Source organism: Pseudomonas atacamensis, from assembly GCF_017167965.1.
In the GTDB taxonomy this organism is placed as follows: domain Bacteria; phylum Pseudomonadota; class Gammaproteobacteria; order Pseudomonadales; family Pseudomonadaceae; genus Aquipseudomonas; species Aquipseudomonas atacamensis.
This window is the reverse complement of the sequence record NZ_CP070503.1, coordinates 4,511,099-4,531,960: the sequence shown is the minus strand read 5'-3', so window position 1 is coordinate 4,531,960 and position 20,862 is coordinate 4,511,099. Positions and strand designations below refer to the sequence as shown.

The 20,862-nt window shown below is 60.8% G+C and carries 24 protein-coding genes; 14 read left to right on the top strand and 10 right to left on the bottom strand.

Annotated features, from left to right (window positions below):
* Window positions 1-41 precede the first annotated feature (41 nt).
* The 4 genes from rnd (at window position 42) to JWU58_RS20640 (ending at window position 3,204) form a co-directional block, all read left to right on the top strand.
* On the top strand, window positions 42-1,175 hold the full coding sequence (gene rnd, locus JWU58_RS20655) for a ribonuclease D (RefSeq protein WP_024012017.1): 1,134 nt from the start codon (window positions 42-44) through the stop codon (window positions 1,173-1,175).
* Window positions 1,172-1,465, top strand: coding sequence for a YcgL domain-containing protein (locus tag JWU58_RS20650; protein WP_016771234.1), 294 nt, complete (start codon window positions 1,172-1,174; stop codon window positions 1,463-1,465). Before rnd ends, JWU58_RS20650 begins: the two co-directional genes overlap by 4 nt.
* A gap of 105 nt (window positions 1,466-1,570) precedes the next feature.
* Window positions 1,571-2,503, top strand: coding sequence for a D-2-hydroxyacid dehydrogenase (locus JWU58_RS20645; RefSeq protein ID WP_206420892.1), 933 nt, complete (start codon window positions 1,571-1,573; stop codon window positions 2,501-2,503).
* 251 nt (window positions 2,504-2,754) lie between these two features.
* Complete coding sequence (locus JWU58_RS20640) at window positions 2,755-3,204, top strand: YcgN family cysteine cluster protein (protein WP_016771232.1); 450 nt, start codon at window positions 2,755-2,757, stop codon at window positions 3,202-3,204.
* 121 nt (window positions 3,205-3,325) lie between these two features.
* Here JWU58_RS20640 and JWU58_RS20635 read toward each other — a convergent pair whose 3' ends face one another.
* From JWU58_RS20635 to JWU58_RS20620, 4 genes are all read right to left on the bottom strand, one after another.
* A complete protein-coding gene (locus JWU58_RS20635) occupies window positions 3,326-3,703 on the bottom strand; it encodes a YgaP family membrane protein (RefSeq protein WP_016771231.1) in 378 nt (125 codons plus the stop codon).
* 81 nt (window positions 3,704-3,784) lie between these two features.
* Window positions 3,785-4,255, bottom strand: a complete 471-nt coding sequence (locus JWU58_RS20630; protein WP_046816778.1) for an RNA methyltransferase — start codon at window positions 4,253-4,255, stop codon at window positions 3,785-3,787.
* A gap of 169 nt (window positions 4,256-4,424) precedes the next feature.
* Window positions 4,425-4,796, bottom strand: coding sequence for a YajD family HNH nuclease (locus JWU58_RS20625; protein WP_003222612.1), 372 nt, complete (start codon window positions 4,794-4,796; stop codon window positions 4,425-4,427).
* Window positions 4,797-4,845: 49 nt separating this feature from the next.
* Complete coding sequence (locus JWU58_RS20620; RefSeq protein ID WP_016771229.1) at window positions 4,846-5,532, bottom strand: spermidine synthase; 687 nt, start codon at window positions 5,530-5,532, stop codon at window positions 4,846-4,848.
* Between the two features lie 80 nt (window positions 5,533-5,612).
* On the opposite strand from JWU58_RS20620, the gene JWU58_RS20615 reads away from it, so the two are divergent.
* On the top strand, window positions 5,613-5,897 hold the full coding sequence (locus tag JWU58_RS20615) for a hypothetical protein (RefSeq protein ID WP_016771228.1): 285 nt from the start codon (window positions 5,613-5,615) through the stop codon (window positions 5,895-5,897).
* Here the strand turns inward: JWU58_RS20615 and JWU58_RS20610 are convergent.
* On the bottom strand, window positions 5,894-6,367 hold the full coding sequence (locus tag JWU58_RS20610; RefSeq protein ID WP_016771227.1) for a cyclic nucleotide-binding domain-containing protein: 474 nt from the start codon (window positions 6,365-6,367) through the stop codon (window positions 5,894-5,896). The two genes, JWU58_RS20615 and JWU58_RS20610, sit on opposite strands and share 4 nt — an antisense overlap.
* A 236-nt stretch (window positions 6,368-6,603) precedes the next feature.
* The gene (locus JWU58_RS20605; protein ID WP_206420891.1) at window positions 6,604-8,658 is read right to left on the bottom strand and encodes a S9 family peptidase; all 2,055 of its coding nucleotides are present in this window, start codon (window positions 8,656-8,658) and stop codon (window positions 6,604-6,606) included.
* Window positions 8,659-8,892: 234 nt separating this feature from the next.
* Here JWU58_RS20605 and JWU58_RS20600 point away from each other — a divergent pair, with 234 nt between their 5' ends.
* Genes JWU58_RS20600 through JWU58_RS20590 form a run of 3 tightly spaced genes read left to right on the top strand, consistent with a single transcriptional unit; the run spans window position 8,893 to window position 10,737 of the window.
* Window positions 8,893-9,390 carry an MFS transporter gene (locus tag JWU58_RS20600; protein WP_206420890.1) on the top strand — a complete coding sequence of 166 codons (498 nt, stop codon included), beginning with the start codon at window positions 8,893-8,895 and terminating at the stop codon, window positions 9,388-9,390.
* A gap of 15 nt (window positions 9,391-9,405) precedes the next feature.
* The gene (locus JWU58_RS20595) at window positions 9,406-10,182 is read left to right on the top strand and encodes a class II glutamine amidotransferase (protein WP_041478844.1); all 777 of its coding nucleotides are present in this window, start codon (window positions 9,406-9,408) and stop codon (window positions 10,180-10,182) included.
* 12 nt (window positions 10,183-10,194) lie between these two features.
* Window positions 10,195-10,737: a DUF2937 family protein gene (locus tag JWU58_RS20590; RefSeq protein WP_016771223.1), complete on the top strand. Its 543-nt coding sequence runs from the start codon at window positions 10,195-10,197 to the stop codon at window positions 10,735-10,737.
* Window positions 10,738-10,844: 107 nt separating this feature from the next.
* Here the strand turns inward: JWU58_RS20590 and JWU58_RS20585 are convergent, their stop codons facing one another.
* A complete protein-coding gene (locus tag JWU58_RS20585) occupies window positions 10,845-11,759 on the bottom strand; it encodes a LysR family transcriptional regulator (RefSeq protein WP_123442906.1) in 915 nt (304 codons plus the stop codon).
* A gap of 159 nt (window positions 11,760-11,918) precedes the next feature.
* On the opposite strand from JWU58_RS20585, the gene JWU58_RS20580 reads away from it, so the two are divergent.
* From JWU58_RS20580 to JWU58_RS20565, 4 genes are all read left to right on the top strand, one after another.
* Entirely contained in the window at window positions 11,919-13,205 is a 1,287-nt protein-coding gene (locus JWU58_RS20580; protein ID WP_071174695.1) for an MFS transporter, read from the top strand.
* A gap of 62 nt (window positions 13,206-13,267) precedes the next feature.
* Window positions 13,268-14,020 (top strand): 5-oxoprolinase subunit PxpA, encoded by a 753-nt coding sequence (locus JWU58_RS20575; RefSeq protein ID WP_206420889.1) that lies wholly within the window; start codon window positions 13,268-13,270, stop codon window positions 14,018-14,020.
* Window positions 14,017-14,721: a 5-oxoprolinase subunit B family protein gene (locus tag JWU58_RS20570; protein ID WP_206420888.1), complete on the top strand. Its 705-nt coding sequence runs from the start codon at window positions 14,017-14,019 to the stop codon at window positions 14,719-14,721. Before JWU58_RS20575 ends, JWU58_RS20570 begins: the two co-directional genes overlap by 4 nt.
* Entirely contained in the window at window positions 14,718-15,641 is a 924-nt protein-coding gene (locus JWU58_RS20565) for a 5-oxoprolinase subunit C family protein (RefSeq protein WP_206420887.1), read from the top strand. Before JWU58_RS20570 ends, JWU58_RS20565 begins: the two co-directional genes overlap by 4 nt.
* A gap of 143 nt (window positions 15,642-15,784) precedes the next feature.
* On the opposite strand, the gene JWU58_RS20560 is transcribed toward JWU58_RS20565, so the two are convergent.
* Together JWU58_RS20560 and JWU58_RS20555 are read right to left on the bottom strand one after the other, a co-directional pair.
* Window positions 15,785-16,963 (bottom strand): vWA domain-containing protein, encoded by a 1,179-nt coding sequence (locus tag JWU58_RS20560; protein ID WP_123442901.1) that lies wholly within the window; start codon window positions 16,961-16,963, stop codon window positions 15,785-15,787.
* Window positions 16,964-16,975: 12 nt separating this feature from the next.
* Window positions 16,976-17,821 (bottom strand): AAA family ATPase, encoded by an 846-nt coding sequence (locus JWU58_RS20555; protein WP_007911294.1) that lies wholly within the window; start codon window positions 17,819-17,821, stop codon window positions 16,976-16,978.
* Between the two features lie 226 nt (window positions 17,822-18,047).
* Here JWU58_RS20555 and JWU58_RS20550 point away from each other — a divergent pair, with 226 nt between their 5' ends.
* Window positions 18,048-18,545, top strand: a complete 498-nt coding sequence (locus tag JWU58_RS20550; protein ID WP_123442900.1) for a helix-turn-helix domain-containing protein — start codon at window positions 18,048-18,050, stop codon at window positions 18,543-18,545.
* Here JWU58_RS20550 and JWU58_RS20545 read toward each other — a convergent pair.
* Window positions 18,542-19,618, bottom strand: a complete 1,077-nt coding sequence (locus tag JWU58_RS20545) for a DUF748 domain-containing protein (protein WP_206420886.1) — start codon at window positions 19,616-19,618, stop codon at window positions 18,542-18,544. The two genes, JWU58_RS20550 and JWU58_RS20545, sit on opposite strands and share 4 nt — an antisense overlap.
* A gap of 141 nt (window positions 19,619-19,759) precedes the next feature.
* Here JWU58_RS20545 and cysK point away from each other — a divergent pair, with 141 nt between their 5' ends.
* Window positions 19,760-20,734 carry a cysteine synthase A gene (gene cysK, locus JWU58_RS20540; protein ID WP_016771214.1) on the top strand — a complete coding sequence of 325 codons (975 nt, stop codon included), beginning with the start codon at window positions 19,760-19,762 and terminating at the stop codon, window positions 20,732-20,734.
* The last annotated feature ends 128 nt before the right edge of the window (window positions 20,735-20,862 follow it).

Genomic DNA, 20,862 nt, shown 5'->3' with positions numbered 1-20,862 from the left:
TGGCGATATATACTGCGCGCCATTCTTCAAGGGAGAGCCGTGTGGCTATCGATATTCACTGGATTCGCGACAACGAAAGCCTCGCGCAGTTTTGCGCCGAGTGGCAGCAGCTGCCGTTCGTTGCCCTCGACACCGAATTCATGCGGGTCGACACCTTCTACCCGATTGCCGGCCTGTTGCAGATCGGCGACGGCAAACGCGCCTACCTGATCGATCCGCTGACCATCAACGCCTGGCAACCGCTGGCCGCGTTGCTGGAAAACCCGGCGGTGCTCAAAGTCCTGCACGCCTGCAGCGAAGACCTCGAAGTGCTGTTGCGCCTGACCGGCAGCCTGCCGGCGCCGCTGTTCGACACGCAACTGGCCGCCGCTTACCTGAACCTCGGTTTTTCGATGGGCTATTCGCGACTGGTGCAGGAAGTGCTCGGCATCGACCTGCCCAAGGGCGAGACCCGCTCCGACTGGTTGCAGCGTCCGCTGTCCGAAACCCAGATCAGCTATGCCGCCGAAGATGCCGTGCATCTGGCCGAGGTGTTCGTCGAGTTGCGGCCCAAGCTGTCCGACGACAAGTTCGCCTGGGTGCTGGAGGATGGCGCCGAACTGGTTGCCAACCTGCGCCGCGAGACCGATCCGTACGAGGTCTATCGCGAGGCGAAACTGGCGTGGAAGCTGTCCCGTGCGCAACTGGCCGTGCTGCGTGAACTGTGCGCCTGGCGCGAAAAAGAAGCCCGCGCCCGCGACCTGCCGCGCAACCGCATCGTCCGGGAACACTCGCTGTGGCCCCTGGCCCGCACGCAGCCGGATAACCTCGCGGCGCTGGGCAAGATCGAAGACATGCACCCGCGTACCGTACGTCAGGACGGTCAGTTTCTGCTTGATCTGATCAAGCGCTCTGGCAGTGTGGGGCCGGATCAATGGCCGCCGGCAGTGCCCGAGCCGTTGCCGATCGAAGCCGCTGCGTTGATCAAACAACTGCGCGCGCTGGGTCAGGCCGAGGCCGAACGCCTGGGTATTGCCCCGGAACTGATGCTGCGCAAGAAAACCCTCGAAGCGCTGGTCAAAAGCGGCTTCCCCGAGGGTCCTTACCAATTGCCCGATTCGCTGCGTGGCTGGCGCCGCGAATTGCTCGGCCAGAAGCTGCTCGACAGCCTGGCCACCGCCGGAGAACAGCCTTGAAACGTATTTGCTCCATCTACCAAAGCTCCAAGCGCAGCGGCATGTATCTCTACGTGCTCAAGAGCGATGCGCTCGAGCGCGTGCCGGATGCGCTGATGACGGCTTTCGGCAAAGCGAAGCATTCCTTCGATCTGGTGCTGTCGCCCGAGCGCAAGCTGGCCAGCGAAGACATCACCGTGGTTCTGGAAAACCTCGACAAGCAGGGCTATCACCTGCAGATGCCACCGGCCGAGGACGAGTACATCGAGCACTTGCCCGAAGAGTTGCTGCGACGCAACGACCCGGTCTGACCCGCGAGGCCCTGTCCTGGGCCTCGGTTAACCCTGGAACTGTTTTTACCGCGATGGCCGGCCCCAACCCGGCGGCTGTCTGCACGGTTTGCGAAAGGTTTGAAGATGCGCGTTCTGATTGCTGAACACGACCACGCGATATACGCCCGCCTGCTGCGTCAGGCACTGCCCGAGCTTGAAATCCTGACCAGCGGCGACTCCGCTGAACTGGCGCGGCAGGCCGCCGGTTGCCCGGTGTGGCTGGGCCAGCCGGATCTGCTCGCGACCCTGCTGCGCCAGGGCCATCAACCGCAATGGCTGCAATCGACCTGGGCCGGCATCACGCCGCTGCTCGCCGACGGCCTGCGCCGCGATTATCGCCTGACCCGCGCCGTGGGGATTTTCGGTCAGGTCATGGCCGAATACGTGCTGACCTACATCCTCGGCCACGAACGCGAAGTGCTGGCGCGGCTGGTCAGTCAGGTCGAGCGCAAGTGGGACAACCGCAGCGGCCAGAGTCTGGTCGGGCGCAAGGTGCTGATCGTCGGCACCGGTGACATCGGCCAGAGCGTTGCGCAGTTTCTGCGGCCGTTCGGCGTCGAGCTGTACGGTATCGCCAGCAGCGCCCGCGAACAGGCGCCGTTTGTCGAAGTCGGCGCGCTGGCGGATCTGCCGCGTCTGGTGGGCGAGGTGGACTACGTGGTCAATCTGCTGCCGAACACCGAACACACCCACGATATCTACGACGCGGCGCTGTTCAAGCAATTCAAACCGACCGGACTGTTCATCAACGCTGGACGCGGTGTGGCAGTGGTCGATGCCGATCTGGTTGAAGCTTTGAAAGAAGGGCACCTGGCCGGCGCGGTGATCGACGTCTGCCGCCAGGAACCATTGCCGCAACGCCATCCGTTCTGGACCGCGTGGGGCTTGCTCCTGACCGGCCACAGCTCGGCACCGACCTCGCCGGCGCTGATGGTGGATTTGTTTGTGCAGAATCTGAAAGCGTATGAGGCGGGTGAAGCGTTGCGCGGCGAGGTGGATTTCACCCGCGGTTACTGACTCACCCGATTTCGCTGTGGGAGCGAGCCTGCTCGCGAAGAGGGCGTGTCAGTCGACAACAGCGTGTCTGACACAGCGCTTTCGCGAGCAGGCTCGCTCCCACATTGGTTTCAAAGTGCAGCCACCAGTTTGCTCAGCGGGCGGCGCTGGCGCTGAAAGCGGATTTACCGACAGTCGCCAGCGCTTGGCCCTTGCGTCCGCTGGCACTAGACTGGCGGCCTTTTCACCACCTTGATGTTGATGCTTGAGCCATGGCCGCCATAGTCGAACCGTTCTGGAAACGCAAAACCCTCGATCAACTCGATCACGAGGAATGGGAATCGCTGTGCGACGGCTGCGGTCTGTGCTGCCTGCAAAAGCTCGAGGATGAAGAAGACAACAGCGTCTATTACACGCGCATCGCCTGCAAACTGCTGGATCTGAAAACCTGTCAGTGCAGCGATTATCCGAACCGGATCAAGTTTGTCCCGGACTGCATCCAGCTCACGCCGGGTCAGGCGGAAGAATTCAAATGGCTGCCGCCGACCTGCGGTTATCGTCTGGTCAGCGAGGGCAAGGATCTGCCGTTATGGCATCACCTGGTGTGTGGCGACCGCGATGCGGTGCACCATGAGCGGATTTCCCAGTCCGGGCGCATGCTTGCCGAAGGCAGCGTGCCGGAGGATGACTGGGAAGATCATCTGATTTTTCGCGCGGGCTGATGAGGTGGTGGGTTGTTGAACCCGTAAAGATCAAAAGACCGCAGCCTTCGGCAGCTCCTGCAATGGAAAACGTGATTCCGTGTAGGAGCTGCCGGAGGCTGCGATCTTTTGCTTTAAAGCCTCAGACGCCGGCCTTCGGCGAGACCAGCGAATCATTGCCGGTAACGGTTGCCGTTTCGGTGGCCACTTCGGCATTGGTCTTCAGCTTGCTCAGCTCTTCCCCGGCGCGTTCGATCTTCGCCCGCACATTGCTCATGTCCTGACGGCCTTTTTCCAGCAGGCTTTTCGCCGAGCAGTGCCCGGTAATGCCACGGGCCACGGCCATGCCGCCGAGCGCCACTTGAATCAGGCCGAACACGCCGCCACGGCGCAGGCCCTTGCCGACCATCAGCACGCCGCCGGTCAACGAGCCGACGCGCTCCCAACCATGCACGTTCTTGTGCGAAGGCGACTGGAACGGGGTGGATTCGATGCGTTCTACGCGTTTGAGCTCGCTCATGATCTATCTCCAGGCAGGGTGCGATTGATAGATAAGCTGACTGCCAGGGCGGTCAGCTTGTTCCATCGAATGTGCGACGCTTCAGCGGAATTTCGGCCCGGAGCGGGTGTTCAGGCCTTTGGCCATGCGGTCGTAGAGCACGACGTTGACGGTGGCGGCGAGGTTCATGCAGCCGGTGGTCGGGATGTACACGACGTCTTCGCACCAGTCGCGAATCTCTTTATCCAGCGAACCGTCCTCGGGGCCGAAGATGTACAGGGCTCGGTCGGGGTGGGTGTATTCGGGCAGCGGCCGGGCGCCGTCGACCAGTTCCACGGCGACCGGCACGCAGTTGAGCGGAAGGATTTTTTTCAGATCATCGATGCCGATCAGCGGGATGTCGTAGTGCACGCGCTTGGTGTCGGTGACGAAGTCGGCGGCGCGTTCATAACGCTTGCCGGTGTAGAACACCGACGCCACGCCGTAACAGCCTGCGGCGCGCATCACCGAACCGACGTTCTCCGGTGATTTGGGGTTATACAAACCAATGCAGCTGTACCGTTTGTCTGCCACGAGCGGGGTGCCTTCGGAAAAAGAGGGCGATTATACGGGGATTGGGGGAGGGCGGGCAGATTCGAGATTTGTGATGTCTGGCCGGCCGCTTTCGCGAGCAGGCTCGCTCCCACATCCCCTGTGGGAGCGAGCCTGCTCGCGAAAGGGCCAGCTCAGGCGATGAAGATCTTCAGTCTTCTTTTTTCATCAAGCCAGCGAGGGCCGCAAATGGATTATGCGTGGCCTTGGCGATCTTTGGTGTGCTCAGCGAGCCGTCGCCGAAATACTGCTGATCGGTATAACGCGAGTGTTCGTTGTCGTGGCAATACAGGCACAACAGCTCCCAGTTCGAGCCGTCCTGCGGGTTGTTGTCGTGGTTGTGGTCGCGGTGGTGCACGGTCAGTTCGCTCAGGCGCTTGCCGGAAAACTCGCGGGCGCAGCGGCCGCAGACGTGCGGGTACATTTTCAGGGCCTTGTCGCGGTAGCCCATTTCCTTGTCGCGCTGGTTGTCGGCGAGGATGCGGTCCAGCTTCGACGTGTTGGTGGGGGTGGACGAACTCATGGGTTCACCTTTGCAGAAAGACTGATGACGGTTATGCGCAGAGTTTAGCTCAGCCCTTGAGCTTCTCGGCAATCCAGATCGTGTGGCGGGTGCCCTTGTTGCCGTGGGCGAAGACCTGGACTTCTTCGGCCTTGAAACCGGCCTTCTTCAATTTGTCGGAAAACTGCCGGTCGGCGCTGGCCGACCACACCGCGAGCACGCCTTTGGGGCGCAGGGCCTTGGCGCAGGCATTCAGACCAGCGGCGGAGTACAGCCAACTGTTGGCCTTCTGGGTCAGACCTTCAGGGCCGTTGTCGACGTCGAGCATGATCGCGTCGAAACCGTTCGGCTCGCTTTGCAGCACGTTGGCCACATCTTCCATGCGGATCACCGTTCGCGGATCGAGCAATGGCCGACCGGATTTCTCCCCGAGCGGGCCGCGATTCCACTCGACCACGCCGGGCACCAGCTCAGCGACCACCACCTCGGCGGACTTGCCCAGATGCTTGAGTGCCGAGGCGAGGGTGAAACCCATGCCCAGGCCACCGATCAACACCCGCGAATTCGGCCGGCCGGCGACCTTGCGGCAGGGGATTTCCGCTAGTGCGTCCTCGGAACCGTGCATGCGCGTGTTCATCAACTGCCCGCCGTCGCCGCCCTGGATCTTGATGACGAAATCCTCGCCATACTCGAACAGGCACAGGGCACCGCCGTTTTCAGGGATCGGGGTGGTGTCGAGCAGAACGAAACGTTTCATGGAAATCTCTAAAGGGGGGAAGGCAAGCAGGCGCGTTGGGAGTAGCCTGAGCTCAGACTAAAGGCCAAACGGAGCCCTTGATGAAGCGCACCATTCTAACGGTCATTACCCTGGCCGCGCTTGCGATTACTGCAGTGCAGGCCCAGCAGAGCGTTCCGGTCAGCCCGACGCCGCAACCCGGTTCGCCCGGCACTGCGACGCCGACGCCGTATCCGCAGATCACCCCGATCACCCTGCCCAAGTCGGGCGCCGGCAGCGGCAGCCCGCCGCTGGTGCCGATCGAAATGCCCAGCCCGCCGAGCAAGGATCAACCGGTGCCGGGCATCGAGCCGAACGGCAACAAGGTCAAGTCCCCCGGCGGTTAAACCTGTTGTGCGGCGAGTTGGCCGTCGGCCATGCGCAGGCGTTTGGACAGCGAGACGGCGAGGGCGCGGATGATCTTTGCGGCGATTTTCGGTGCGTCGTTGAGCATTTTCTCCAGCGAGTCCTTGCCCAGGTTGAGCAACTGACAATTGCTCGCCGCGATACACGTGGCCGAACGGCGTTCGCCATCAAGCACGGCCATTTCACCGAAGGCCCGGCCGCTGCGCAGGGTGGCCATGGTGATCACCTGGCCGTCAGCGCCGGTTTTCTGCACGGCGACCTGGCCGGTGTGGATGATGCACATGAAACTGCCGGCATCACCCTCGCGAAAAATCGCCTCGCCCTCAGCCACGGTGCTGATGCTGAAGTAACCGGAAGCGGCCGCAAAGTCGGCCAGTTGCAATTGATCGAACAGGCCACAGTCCATCAGCCAGTCGCGAATTTCGTTGTTCAGAAAGGTCGGTTCAGACATGTCGATGCGGTCTTTTTGTTATCACATTTCAAGGCTATACACGGATCCCGTAGGAATGGGCTTTTGTGGCGAGGGGAATTATCCCCGCTCGGCTGCGCAGCAGTCGCAAATCCTGCCAACTCGGTGCTTCAGGAATACTGAGTTTGCAGGGTTTGGGGCCGCTTCGCAGCCCAACGGGGATAAATCCCCTCGCCACAAGGGTCTGCAGTTAAGACCCAAGCCACCCAAAGAGTTCCTCAGGCAATCTGCAAAACCTTGAACACAAATGCATATTCGAGCGCTACGTCACGTAATCCCTGATAGCGCCCGCTCATGCCGCCATGCCCGGCACCCAATTCAGTCTTGAGCAGCAGCACATTGTCGTCGGTCTTGGTCGCGCGCAATTTCGCCACCCACTTGGCCGCCTCCCAATACTGCACACGGCTGTCGTTGTAACCGGCGATCACCAGCAGTGGCGGATAAGCCTGCGCGGTGACGTTTTCGTACGGCGCGTAAGCCTTGATCCGATCATAGACGTCCGGTTCCTCCGGGTTGCCCCATTCGTCGTATTCAGTGACGGTCAGCGGCAGCTCGGGGTCGAGCATGGTGTTGAGTACGTCGACGAACGGCACTTCGGCAATCGCTACGCCGAACAGATCCGGGCGTTGATTGAGCACCGCGCCGATCAGCAGGCCACCGGCGCTGCCGCCGCTGATCGCCAGTTTTTCCGCCGTGGTGATGCCGTTGAGGATCAGAAACTCGGCGCAGGCGATAAAGTCGCTGAAGGTGTTGTGTTTGTGTTCCTGCTTGCCGGCGCGATACCAGGCTTCGCCCAATTCACCACCACCGCGTACGTGAGCGATGGCGAAGGCCATGCCGCGATCGAGCAGGCTCAGGCGTGCATGGGAAAACCATGGGTCGAGGCTGGAACCGTAGGCGCCGTAACCGTACAGATACAGCGGCACCGGTTTACCGACCATCTCGCGTTTCATCACCAGACTGATCGGCACTTGCGTGCCGTCGGGGGCGGTGGCCCATAGACGTTGGCTGACATAGGCGTCGGCATCAAATTGGCCGAGTACCGGGGTTTCCTTGAGCACCGTTTGCTCGCCGCTGGCGAGGATCAACTGACGCACCTGAGCCGGGCGATTCAACGCTTCGTAGCGCAAGCGAATGCGATCGCTCTCGAATTCCAGGCTGTTTTGCACATGCAGGCTGTAGGCCGCATCGGGCAATTGCACGCGATAAGACGCCAAGCCCTGCGGGTGAACCTCTATGATCGGCAGGCCACCTTCGCGCAAGCTCAAGGTCATCGCCTCTGCGTTGAGGCTGACGCCGTCGAGCATCACTTCTTCGTTGTGCGGGATCAGGTTCTGCCAGTCGGCCTCGCTCGGCGGCACGCCAGTGTCCGGGGCCTGATACAGAGCGAAGTTGATGCCGTCGCGGTTGGTGCGGATAAACCAGGTCCAGACGCCATCGAGCAGGCCGTGGTCGACGTCGTATTCGTGATCTTCGACCCGTGGCGCCAGGCAGCTGAACGGCAGATGCGGCTGATTGGCGTCCAGCGCCCAGACTTCACTGGTGGTCTTGCTGCCCAGCGACAGCAGCAATTGCTGTTCGGAGCTGGCGCGGTAGCAATGCAGGAAGAACCGCCCATCAGGCTCGTGAAAAACCTCTTCAGCGGCAGTGCCATCGAGGCGATAGCGGAACAGTTTATGCGGGCGATGGGTGTCGTCGAGCACGCCGAAAAACAGGGTCAGGCTGTCGTTGGCCCAGGTCATGCTGCCGTCGCAGTCCTCGAATTCCAGTTCGCTGACCCTGTCGTTGGACAGCTCTTTGACGAACAGCGTGTAGATCTCGTCGCCCGAAGCATCGACGCTGTAGGCCAGGCGCTGGTGATCGGGGCTGATGCTGAACGCACCGAGCGAGAAGAAACCGCCGTTGGCCAGCGCATTCGGGTCGAGCAGCAGCTGCTCGCGGCTTTCATCGAGGGTCAGGCTGTCGTCGGCAGGACGCGGGCAGCGGTAGTGCCGGGCGTATTCGTCACCGGCGGTGGTGCGCGTGTAATACAGATACGGGCCCCAAGGCGAGGGCAGGGACAGATCGGTCTCGAGAATCCGTCCCTTGATCTCATTGAACAGGCTTTCACGCAGTTCGGCCTGATCGGCGGTTTGCGCTTCCTGATAAGCGTTTTCAGCCTTGAGGTAGTCGAGCACCGCGTCGGTGTCGCGCTCCTGCAGCCAGGCATACGGGTCGGCGCCGGGCGCCCGCTGGGCAATCGGGGCAGTCATGACATTGGCGGATTCGGGCATGGGAGGCTCTCGGACAATATTCGGATAAAGGTTTCGCGTATTTTGAAACCGCCGCAGAGCCCTGTGGGAGCGAGCTTGCTCGCGAAGGCGTCCTGGCAGATGACTTTTGCTGCAATGACACACCGCATTCGCGAGCAAGCTCGCTCCCACAGGGATAACAGTGGCCGTCTGGTATTGGGACAAGCCGCATGGGCGAAAAGTCGTTACTATAAGCGCCTATTTGCCTGCCTTGCCATGGACACCATGACCGAGAACGACTATCTGATCGCCTGGGGCCTTTACGCCTTTGCCGCCGTGGGCTGCCTGCTGGTATGGATGCGCCTGACCACCTGGATGTGGCGCTGGCTGCGCGAGCCGCTGCGTGTGCTGATGGCGGTGTTGCTGTTCAGCCCGACCATCGTCGATCCGGTGAAAGCCAAAGTTGCACCGGCCATCGCCATCACCGCCCTGGACATGCTGTTCAAGGTCGGCAACAACGCCTGGCGCGCGGTTTCCGATCTGTTCATGTACGGCATGATCGCCTTCGGGGTGTATCTGGTTTTCGTCTTGATCCGCCTGCCGATCGAGCGCGCCTCGACAGCGCGGCGTGAACGCGCCGAGGCCGCCAAGGCCGCGGCCCGTGCCGAAGAGCGCGACGATGATCAACCGTTCGGCGGCGCCGGTAATGACCGCTACGGTCGCCCGCCAGTGCCGAACAATCCGCAGCGCATGCGGGTCGAGCCGCGTCTGTAACCCGAGAGTCCGCACATGTGTGAATTACTGGGCATGAGTGCCAACGTGCCGACTGACATCGTGTTCAGCTTCACCGGCCTGATGCAGCGCGGCGGCCGCACCGGACCGCACCGCGACGGCTGGGGCATTGCCTTCTACGAAGGGCGCGGTTTGCGTCTGTTTCAGGATCCGGCGGCGAGCAGCGAGTCGGAAGTGGCCAACCTGGTGCAGCGCTATCCGATCAAGAGCGAAGTGGTCATCGGCCACATCCGCCAGGCCAACGTCGGCAAGGTCTGCCTGTCCAACACCCACCCGTTCGTCCGCGAACTGTGGGGGCGCAATTGGTGTTTCGCGCACAACGGCCAGCTCGCCGATTTCACTGCGATCAAGAGTTTCTACCGCCCGGTCGGCGATACCGACAGCGAAGCGGCATTCTGCGACCTGCTCAACCGGGTACGCGCAGCCTTCCCCGAGCCGGTCGATATCGAAGTGCTGCTGCCGGATCTGGTCGCAGCGTGCGCCGAATATCGCAGCAAAGGCGTGTTCAATTGCCTGCTCAGCGACGGTGACTGGCTGTTCTGTTACTGCTCGACCAAACTCGCTCAGATCACCCGGCGCGCACCGTTCGGCCCGGCGCGGCTCAAGGATGTCGATGTGATTGTCGACTTCCAGGCCGAAACCACGCCCAACGATGTGGTCACGGTGATTGCCACCGAGCCTCTGACCGAAAACGAAACCTGGACCCGCTACGAACCGGGCCAATGGAGCCTGTGGCGACGCGGCGAATGCGTCAGCCAGGGCAAGACCGAATAAGGATTTGCATCCATGTTGCTCAGTTATCTACGGCTGGTGTTGTTTGCGGCGGGCCTGTTGATCGGTGTCCAGGTGCCGGGGTTCATCAACGATTACGCCCAGCGTGTCGAAGCGCACCTGATCGAAGCGCAGACCGGCCTGCGTGGTTTCCAGGGCACGGCCGATCAGTTTTTCAAAGGCGACATGCAGGCGCTGGTCGCACATTACCGTGCCAGCGAAGACCCGATTTTCCGCAGCGATGCCGACAGCCTGAACACCTTGCTCACCCGTCAGGTCGCGCTGGACAAGCAATTCCAGGCGATGCAAGGCCCGTGGTATGTGCGCTTCCTGCAAGTGGTCCTGGCTGCTGATCCGGACATTCGCAAGGAAACCTGGAACGGCTACAGCTACCAGATCCTGCTGACGCCAGAGGCGATGATCTGGGGCATGAGCGGCGCGTTGCTGCTGTCGTTCGGCATCGAATGCCTGTTCCGCCTGATCGACTGGGTCGTTCTCGGCGGCCGCCGCCTGCGCCAGAGCCGACCGATCGAAGATCGCGACGTCCGCGGCCTCTGATGATCGTTCCCACGCTCTGCGTGGGAATGCAGCCCGGGACGCTCTGCGTCCCCAAAGGCGAACGCAGAGCGTCCGTTGAGGCATTCCCACGCAGAGCGTGGGAACGATCATGACGTAAGGGAAATGTAATTTTTGCCGACTTTCTGCGCGTACTCTGCAAGCACCTGCTGACACAACGTCACAATCTCCTCGACCCACTCAACCCCGACCCGCCACGACACCACCACCGGCAGATTCGCCGGCCGCTGCTCGATGTCGAGCAAGATCAATTCGCCGCGCGCCAGCTCTTCGGCCACCAGCACCGGCGGCAGGGCGCCGACACCAAAGCCGTCACGCAATAACCGGGTGATCGCCGACACCGAATTTACACAATTCAAGCGGGGCGCCAGCACGCCGTTGGCTTGCATCAGGGCGACGATATCCTGATGCGGCCGTGAGTTTTTCGAGTAGGTGATGATCCGCTCCTGCGCCAGTTCGGCGAGGTCGGCGTAGTCGCGGTTGTAGATCGAATTGCTGGCGACAATCCAGCCCAGCGGATGGCTGGCCAACTCCAGGCTGCGCACGCTTTCGTGGCGGATCAGATCGGTTTGCAACACCAGATCGAGAAAGCCCTTTTGCAGCTGGTCGCAGAGGTTCAGCGCGGTATCTGCGACCAACTCGATCTCCACCCGTGGATACAGATCGGTCATCTGCGCCACCAGTGGGCTCAGCCAGGTATGAATCACCGTGTCCATCACGCCGATACGCACCCGGCCGACCTTGCTCGAACGGGTTTCGATCGATTGTTTCAGCGCCGCCATGGTGTCGAGCATCTGTTCAGCGTAATCGAGCACCTTCAAGCCTTCCGGGGTCAGGCTGACGCCGCGTGAATCGCGCAGGAACAGCTTCACGCCCAGCTCGCCTTCGAGCACTGCAATGCGGCTGGAAATCGACGCCTGGGTGGTGAACAGCTTGTCGGCGGTCAGGCGAAAACTCTTCAGGCGCGCGACCCAGACAAAGGTCTCGAGAAACTTCAGATTCATGGACAAGGCTCGGCTGACAAATTTTTCTTATGCCTAAGGCGGGTTTTTATTCGTTGGACGGCGCAGGGCAGGGCGACGAAAAATCGGCGCATCCGGTTCCCACGATAGGCGTCGTCGGAGCTTCGAACAAGACCAATAAAAGCCCTGCGGAGATTTGCCATGAGTGCTCCCGACACCCTCCCGTTATCCAAGCCTGTGACGCGCCCCGGGCCGTTCGACTGGTATCGCAACATCAACCAGCAGGAGCGCCGCACGTTCTGGAGCTGCAAGATCGGCTACGGTCTGGACGGCATGGACACGCAGATGCTCAGCTTCGTCGTGCCGACGCTGATCGCGATGTGGGGCATCACCACGGGCGAAGCGGGGCTGATTCACACCAGTACCCTGATCGCTTCGGCGATCGGCGGTTGGGTCGCCGGGATCCTCTCCGACCGCATCGGCCGCGTGCGCACCCTGCAACTGACGGTGCTGTGGTTCGCCTTCTTCACCTTCCTCTGCGGCTTCGCGCAAAACTACGAACAATTGCTGATCGCCCGCACCTTGATGGGCTTCGGTTTCGGCGGTGAATGGACCGCCGGCGCGGTGTTGATCGGTGAAGTGATCCGCGCCAAGGATCGCGGCAAAGCGGTGGGCATGGTGCAATCCGGTTGGGCGTTGGGCTGGGGCCTGACGGCGATTCTGTACGCGTTGCTGTTCTCGGTGCTGCCAGCGGAAGATGCCTGGCGGGCGCTGTTCATCCTCGGCATCGTGCCGGCGATATTCGTGATTTTCGTCCGTCGCCTGGTGAAAGATCCTGAGATTTATCGCGAAGCCAAAGCTGCGCAAACTCCGGAAAACCCGGCGAAGTTCTACGAGATCTTCGCACCGGGAATGCTCTTCACCACGTTTCGCGCTTCCTTGCTGACCACCGGTGCGCTGGGCGGCTACTACGCGATTACCTCCTGGCTGCCGACTTTCCTCAAGAACGAGCGCGGTTTGAGCGTGCTCGGCACCGGTGGTTATCTGGCGATGGTAATCGTCGGTTCCTACGTCGGCTATGTGATCAGCGCGTATCTGACCGACCTGCTGGGGCGGAAAAAGAACTTCATTTTGTTTGCCGTCGGCTCGTTCACCATCGTTCTGCTCTACACGCAGATGCCGGTCAGCAATGGCGTGATGCTCTGGCTGGGCTTTCCGCTGGGCTTCTTCGCCTCGGGGATTTTCAGCGGCATGGGCGCGTTTCTGACTGAATTGTTTCCTACGCGGATTCGCGGCTCGGGTCAGGGTTTCTGCTACAACATCGGCCGCGCACTGGCGGCGTTGTTCCCGCTGTTGATCGGCCTGCTCAGCCAGAAAGTGCCATTGAGCATGGGCATCGGCGCCTTCGCGGCGGTGTCTTACGGCGTGGTGATTCTGGCGGCGCTGAGCCTGCCGGAAACCCGTGGCAAGCAACTCGACGCGCAGTAACTGATACCCTGCGCAGAAGTCTCCTACAGATAAAAAGACCAGCAGCTACAGGAGTGTTCACCGTGAGCCGCCTGCTATTGAATTGCGACATTGGCGAGAGCTTCGGCAGCTGGACCATGGGTCTGGACGCCGAAGTCATGCCCTTCATCGATTGCGCCAACGTTGCCTGTGGTTTCCATGCCGGCGACCCGAGCATCATGCGCAAAACCGTGGCGCTGGCCCTCGAACACGGCGTGCAGATTGGCGCGCACCCGGCCTATCAGGATCTGGTCGGATTCGGCCGACGCTCCATGGCGTATTCCGCGCAAGAGCTGCAGGACATCCTGCATTACCAGATCGGCGCCCTCGACGGCATCTGCAAGGCGCAGGGCGGGCGTGTGAGTTACGTCAAACCCCACGGCGCGATGTACAACGACATGATGGCCAACCCGGCGCAGTTGCGCGCGGTGGTGCAGGCCGTGGCCGCGTATGACCGCAGCCTGCCGCTGATGTTGATGGCAACACGCGACAACGCTGCCGCGCAGCAGATCGGCGATGAATACGGCGTAACTCTATGGTTTGAAGCGTTCGCCGACCGTGCCTATGACAGTGGCGGTCGGCTGGTCTCACGGCAACTGCCGGACGCAGTGCATCACGATGCCGAAAAAATCATCGAGCAAGCGTTGACCATCGCCCGTGGCGGCGAACTCAGCGCCAGCGATGGCAGCGCCTTGATCCTGCGCGCCGACACCTTGTGCGTCCACGGCGACAACGCCAGTTCCGTGGCCGCCGTGCGGCGTATTCGTCAGGCCTTGCAGCAGTCGAGTGCGTCATGAATCCACGGGTTGAAGTGGTGGCGCTCGATTGCCTGATGCTGCGTCTGTTCGATGACATCGCCGAAGTCAACATGCCGTGGATGCTCGCCGCCAGCGAGCGCTTGCGCACGGCGTTTGGTGCACAACTGATCGATCTGGTGCCGTCCTATACGACGTTGATGGTGCATTACGATCTGACGCTGTTGAGTCCGGCGCAGGCGCGCGAATTGATCGCCGCAGCGCTGGTCGATCTGGCGCCGAATGCGCGAAGCGCTGGGCAGTGTCACGTCTTGCCGGTCTGGTACGACTTGAGTGTCGGCCCGGAACTGAGCCTGTTGGCCGAACGCAGCGGGCTGGCGGTGGAGGAGGTGATTCGTCGCCACAGTGCGCGGGAGTATCAGGTGTTCGCCCTTGGCTTTGCGCCGGGTTTTGCCTTCATGGGCCTGGTCGAAGAAATGCTCGCCGCGCCACGCTTGAGCACACCGCGCAAGAAAGTCGCCGCCGGCAGCGTCGGTATCGCCGAGCGGCAGACCGCGGCTTATCCGGTGGTCTCGCCCGGTGGCTGGAACCTGATCGGGCGCACCCCGGCGAAACTCTTCGATCGCCATCGCGACGGCTACAGTCTGATGCAACCCGGCGACACGGTGCGCTTCGAAGCGGTCGACCACGCCGAATTCATACGCTTGGGCGGCGATGACACACCACTGGAGGCGTTGGCATGAGTCGATTGACGATCGAAGCCAGCACACCGCTGTGCCTGTTGCAGGATGCCGGGCGGTTTGGCGTGCGACATATGGGCGTGACCCAGGGCGGCGCGGCGGATTGGTGCTCGATGAGCTGGGCCAATTGGCTGTTGGGTAATGAACTGAATGCGGCGGTGGTTGAAATCACCCTCGGCGGGTTTGCTGTGGTGGCTGAGGAGGATTGCCTGCTGGCGCTGGCAGGAGCGGATCTCGGCGCGCAGATCGACGGCCAGCCGCTGGCGCCGTGGCGCAGTTTCCGGTTGGCGAAAGGGCAGACATTGCGCTTCACCCAGCCTTTGCTCGGCGCCAGGGTTTATCTGGCCGCACCCGGTGGTTTTACTGCGCCCAAGGTACTGGGCAGCAGTGCCACGGTACTGCGAGAAGAATTGGGCGGACTTGATGGCATGGGCCTTCCGCTCGCCAAAGGGGCGGCGCTCGGTTACAGCGGCGAAGCGCCAGCGGTGCGCGAAATGCCTTCGGCGCTGCGGCCGGATTTCAAAATGCACGCGCCTTTGGACTTGGTGCTCGGCGCACAGATCGGCCAGTTCAGCGGGCAGAGCCTGTTTGATGTGTTCAACAGCACCTGGACCATCGACAGTCGCGCCGACCGCATGGGCATCCGCCTGCTCGGCGCGGCGTTGCAATATCAAGGCGCGCCGATGATCTCCGAGGGGATTCCGTTGGGGGCAGTGCAGGTGCCGCCGGACGGGCAGCCGATTGTGTTGCTCAACGATCGCCAGACCATTGGTGGCTATCCGCGCCTGGGCGCGTTGACGCCGCTGTCGTTGGCGCGGTTGGCGCAATGCCTGCCGGGAGCGAAGGTGAAATTGAGGCCGGTAGTGCAGGACGTCGCGCACCGCGAGCATGTCGAGTATTTGCAGCGCTTCAAAGATCGCTAAAAGCTTCGCGAGCAGGCTCGCTCCCACAGATGTTGATCGTTCCCACGCTCCGCGTGGGAATGCCGCCCGGGACGCTCCGCGTCCCTGTGACGCAGAGCGTGACTTGATGCATTCCCACGCGGAGCATGGGAACGGTCAGGTCGTCATTTGGAAAGAAACCGCATCCCTTCCTCAAGCCCGCGCAACGTCAGCGGATACATCTGATCCTCAATCAGATCGCGGACGATGTTGGTCGACGAGGTATAGCCCCACGTGTCCTTCGGATACGGATTGATCCAGATGAGCTTCTTGTATTTCTCCATGAAGCGCTGCATCCACACGTAACCCGGCTCTTCGTTCCAGTGCTCGACGCTGCCGCCAGCCTGGGTGATTTCGTACGGCGCCATGGCCGCGTCACCGATAAAGATAACTTTGTAGTCGGCGCCGTATTTGTGCAGCAGATCCTGGGTCGAAGTGCGTTCGGAAGTGCGGCGCATGTTGTTCTTCCACACTGATTCATAAATGAAGTTGTGGAAGTAGAAGTACTCCAGGTGCTTGAACTCGGTCTTGCAGGCCGAGAACAATTCCTCACAGATCTTCACGTGCGCGTCCATCGAGCCGCCGATGTCGAACAACAGCAGCAGCTTCACCGTGTTGCGCCGTTCCGGGCGCATCTGGATGTTCAGCAGGCCGGCGTCCTTGGCGGTGTGGTCGATGGTGCCGTCGATGTCGAGTTCTTCCGCCGCACCCTGGCGAGCGAACTTGCGCAGACGACGCAGGGCGACCTTGATATTGCGTGTGCCCAGTTCCACCGAATCGTCGAGGTTCTTGTACTCGCGCTGATCCCAGACCTTGACCGCTTTGCCCTGACGCTTGCCGGCGTCGCCAACCCGGATGCCTTCCGGGTTGAAACCGCCGGAACCGAACGGGCTGGTGCCGCCGGTGCCGATCCATTTGTTGCCGCCGGCGTGGCGTTCCTTCTGTTCTTCCAGACGCTTCTTGAATTCCTCGATGAGCTTGTCCAGCCCGCCAAGGGACTGGATCTGCGCGCGTTCTTCTTCGCTCAGCGAGCGCTCGAATTCCTTACGCAGCCAGTCTTCGGGAATCAGCGCCTGCAAGTGATCGTCGAGTTTCTCCAGGCCATTGAAATAGGCGCCGAACGCGCGGTCGAACTTGTCGAAATGGCGCTCGTCCTTCACCAGGATCGCCCGCGACAAGTAATAAAACTCGTCCATGTCGGCGAAGGTCACACGCTGTTTCAGCGCGTTGATCAGGTCGAGCAGCTCGCGCACCGACACCGGTACCTTGGCTGCACGCATTTCGTTGAACAGGTTGAGCAACATGGCAGCGGCCTCTTAGCGGGTGCCGCGCCGGCTCATGAACGCCAGGCGCTCAAGCAGTTGCACGTCCTGTTCGTTCTTCACCAGTGCACCTGCCAGTGGCGGAATGGCTTTGGTCGGATCGCGCTCGCGCAGCACCGCTTCGCCGATGTTGTCGGCCATCAACAGCTTCAGCCAGTCGACCAGCTCGGATGTCGAAGGCTTTTTCTTCAGGCCCGGTACCTTGCGCACGTCGAAGAACACATCGAGCGCTTCGCTGACCAGGTCCTTTTTGATGTCCGGGTAGTGCACGTCGACGATTTTCTGCAGGGTAGTGCGGTCGGGGAAGGCGATGTAGTGGAAGAAGCAGCGGCGCAGGAAGGCGTCCGGCAGCTCTTTCTCGTTGTTGGAGGTAATGATGATGATCGGGCGCTTCTTCGCCTTGATGGTCTCGTCGATTTCGTAAACGTAGAACTCCATCTTGTCGAGTTCTTGCAACAAGTCATTAGGGAACTCGATGTCGGCCTTGTCGATTTCGTCGATCAGCAGAATCACCCGCTCCTCGGACTCGAAGGCTTCCCAGAGCTTGCCTTTCTTCAGGTAATTGCGCACATCGTGGACTTTTTCATTGCCCAGCTGCGAGTCGCGCAAACGGCTGACCGCGTCGTACTCGTACAGACCCTGATGGGCCTTGGTGGTGGATTTGATGTGCCAGGTGATCAGCTTGGCACCGAACGACTCGGCCAGTTGCTCGGCGAGCATGGTCTTGCCGGTGCCCGGCTCACCCTTGACCAGCAGCGGCCGTTCCAGGGTGATGGCGGCGTTGACCGCCAGCTTCAGGTCATCGGTGGCGACGTAGGCCTGGGTGCCTTCGAACTTCATCTGCAAATCCTCGAACGGTAACGCTGACCTTACGGGCAGGGCGGGGCGAAATAATCGGATGCCCGACTATAACGCGCACGCCGGTCGACTGTGAACGCAGACGGCTTATTCAGTCTCTGAATGGAGCGTCACATGTTGACTCAGTCTCGGCGGATGGCCAGTATTCCGGTATCGCCGATTTGGCGATAGCCTTTCTTGCTCGGTTAGTAAAAAGGGCAGAAGATCGATGTTACCCATGAAACGGCCGCGTCTGCGATCTGCGCGCGTCCTGTCAGATTTCAGGTTGGCACTGACATTTATCAATGGTCAGGAACTGACAGTTGATTTGGGGACGGATATTCATACTTATCCAGGTCTGCGGCCACTGCTTGATCGCGAAGTCTTTGCGACTGCCGCAGTCGGGGACGAGGGTTGGATCGTTGAATGGATTGAACCCGACGTACAGATCGGTGCCGACACCTTGTATATGGATGCGCTAGCGCAAAATGCCCAGGATGAGAACACGCGCATTTTTATCGATTGGCGCGCCCGTACCGGACTTTCTCTCAATGATGCGGCCGAAGCGCTCGGTGTGAGCGCTCGCAGCATCAGCCGTTACAGCAATGGGCGTGAAGCAGTGCCACGTTCTTTGGCGTTGGCCTGTCTGGGCTGGGATTCGCTGCAACAGCGTTCATCGATAGCGGCCGAAGACACAGGTCGATATGTCGTCAACCGCAAAACTTAATCCTCATCTGGCTTCGGCCGTTCGTACCGCGCATTGAATGCCTGGATGAAGCCATTGCGCAAAATCTGCAAAAACGCTTCGAAGGCGTTGACGTTCTGCTGGTGAACATTGCCGCTGAGTTCGACGCGAGTGGCGAACTGGTTTTTGTTCTGGTTCTTCAGCACGGTCTCGGTGCCGCCGACCAGTGCTTCCCAGATTGAGCGGAACAGGCCTTTGTTCTTGTTTTCGACGTCTTGCTGCCAGTTGAATACGTCGACGTCGCGCAGCAGGGGTTTGATGTAGCCGGTGAGTCGGGCTTTCTCTGCCTTGGCTTCGATAACCACATCGCCGTGGCCGGCGTTGAAGTCGAATTTGCCGTAGGCGGCGGCGAAGTCGTTCATGCGTTTGAGCTCGATGTCACGGGCGCGCAGGCGGAATTCGAAGTCTTCGAAGTTGCTCAGTGGATCGAAGGTGGCGTTGGTTTCCAATGGCGCGTGCCCCAGCAGCAACGCCTTGCCTTCAAAGCGCGCGTCGCGTTTGCCTTCCTTGTCGACCACATTGGTCAGGTTGTAGATGCTGGCGTTGACGTTGCTGGCGTTCATGTTCACCGGCGGCTTGGAATTGAAGTTGCGGAAGGTGATACGGCCGTCGTTGATCTGCACCTCATCGAGGGTGATCGGCAGCAGCTTGCCCAACTGCTCACGCCAGTCGGTGCCCTGACCGGTCTGCGAGTTCTGCTTGTTGGGGCCGCCGTCGACGAAGTTGATTTCGGGGTTGAGGAATTGCACCTGCGCGACCACGGCATGGTCGTACCACAACGAATGCCAGCTCACCGACAGGTCGATCAACGGCGCATCGACGAACGGCACCGGTACTTTGCCGTCGACCTTGACGATCTTCAGGCCGTTGATTTTGTATGCGCCGCGCCACAGCGCGAGGTCGACATCGGTGATCTGGCCACGGTAATCGCCCATGTCCGCAAGTTTGTCATTGAGGTAGTCGCGTACCAGATAGGGCAGGGCGAAATGCAGGGCGACCAGCAGCACCACGACACCCGTCAGGGTCCAGAGCGGCCAGCTGTAACGACGTTTCATGCCATTGTTCCTTCAAGAGTGTGGCTTGACGATTCAAAGCGATTGACTCCGCGCGTTTGCAGACGTTCGACCCGACTGGACTGTGATCGGCAACGGGCTTACCTTGGAAGGCTGAATTCAACGCTGCATAAGGACCCAGCCATGAGCCGTATTTACGCTGACAATGCCCATTCCATCGGTAATACGCCGCTGGTCCAGATCAACCGCATCGCGCCGCGCGGCGTCACGATCCTGGCCAAGATCGAGGGGCGCAACCCCGGTTACTCGGTCAAATGCCGAATCGGCGCCAACATGATCTGGGACGCCGAAAGCAGCGGCAGACTCAAGCCGGGCATGACCATTGTCGAGCCGACTTCCGGTAACACCGGTATCGGTCTGGCCTTCGTTGCCGCTGCGCGTGGCTATAAATTGATGCTGACCATGCCGGCATCGATGAGCATCGAACGCCGCAAGGTTCTGAAAGCCTTGGGCGCGGAACTGGTATTGACCGAGCCGGCCAAGGGCATGAAGGGTGCCATCGAGAAAGCTGCGGAAATCGTCGCCAGCGATGCCGACAAATACTTCATGCCGGCGCAGTTCGATAACCCGGCCAACCCGGCAATTCATGAGAAGACCACCGGCCCGGAAATCTGGAACGACACCGACGGCGCCGTGGATGTGCTGGTGGCTGGCGTAGGTACCGGTGGAACCATTACTGGTGTCTCGCGGTATATCAAGAACACCGCCGGGAAACCGATTCTGTCGGTGGCCGTCGAGCCGGCGTCTTCGCCAGTGATTACGCAAGCGTTGGCCGGTGCCGAGATCAAGCCGAGCCCGCACAAGATTCAGGGCATTGGCGCCGGTTTTGTGCCGAAGAATCTTGATCTGTCGATGGTCGATCGCGTCGAACAGGTGACCGATGAAGAATCCAAGGCCATGGCTTTGCGCCTGATGCAGGAAGAGGGGATTTTGTGCGGGATTTCCTGCGGTGCTGCCATGGCGGTGGCGGTGCGTCTGGCGGAGAAACCAGAGATGCAGGGCAAAACCATCGTCGTGGTGCTGCCGGATTCGGGCGAGCGTTATCTGTCGAGCATGCTGTTCAGTGACCTGTTCACCGAGCAGGAGAACCAGCAGTAAGCCTGTTGATTCAGGTCAGCCGGGGTTCAGGCGCTGCATGTTAATAAAGGCTTTGTTGCGTAATGCTTAACACTGAATCTTGTGTCAGGCGGGTTTTTCCCGGAGCCGGTAGTGTTTATCATGGCCGG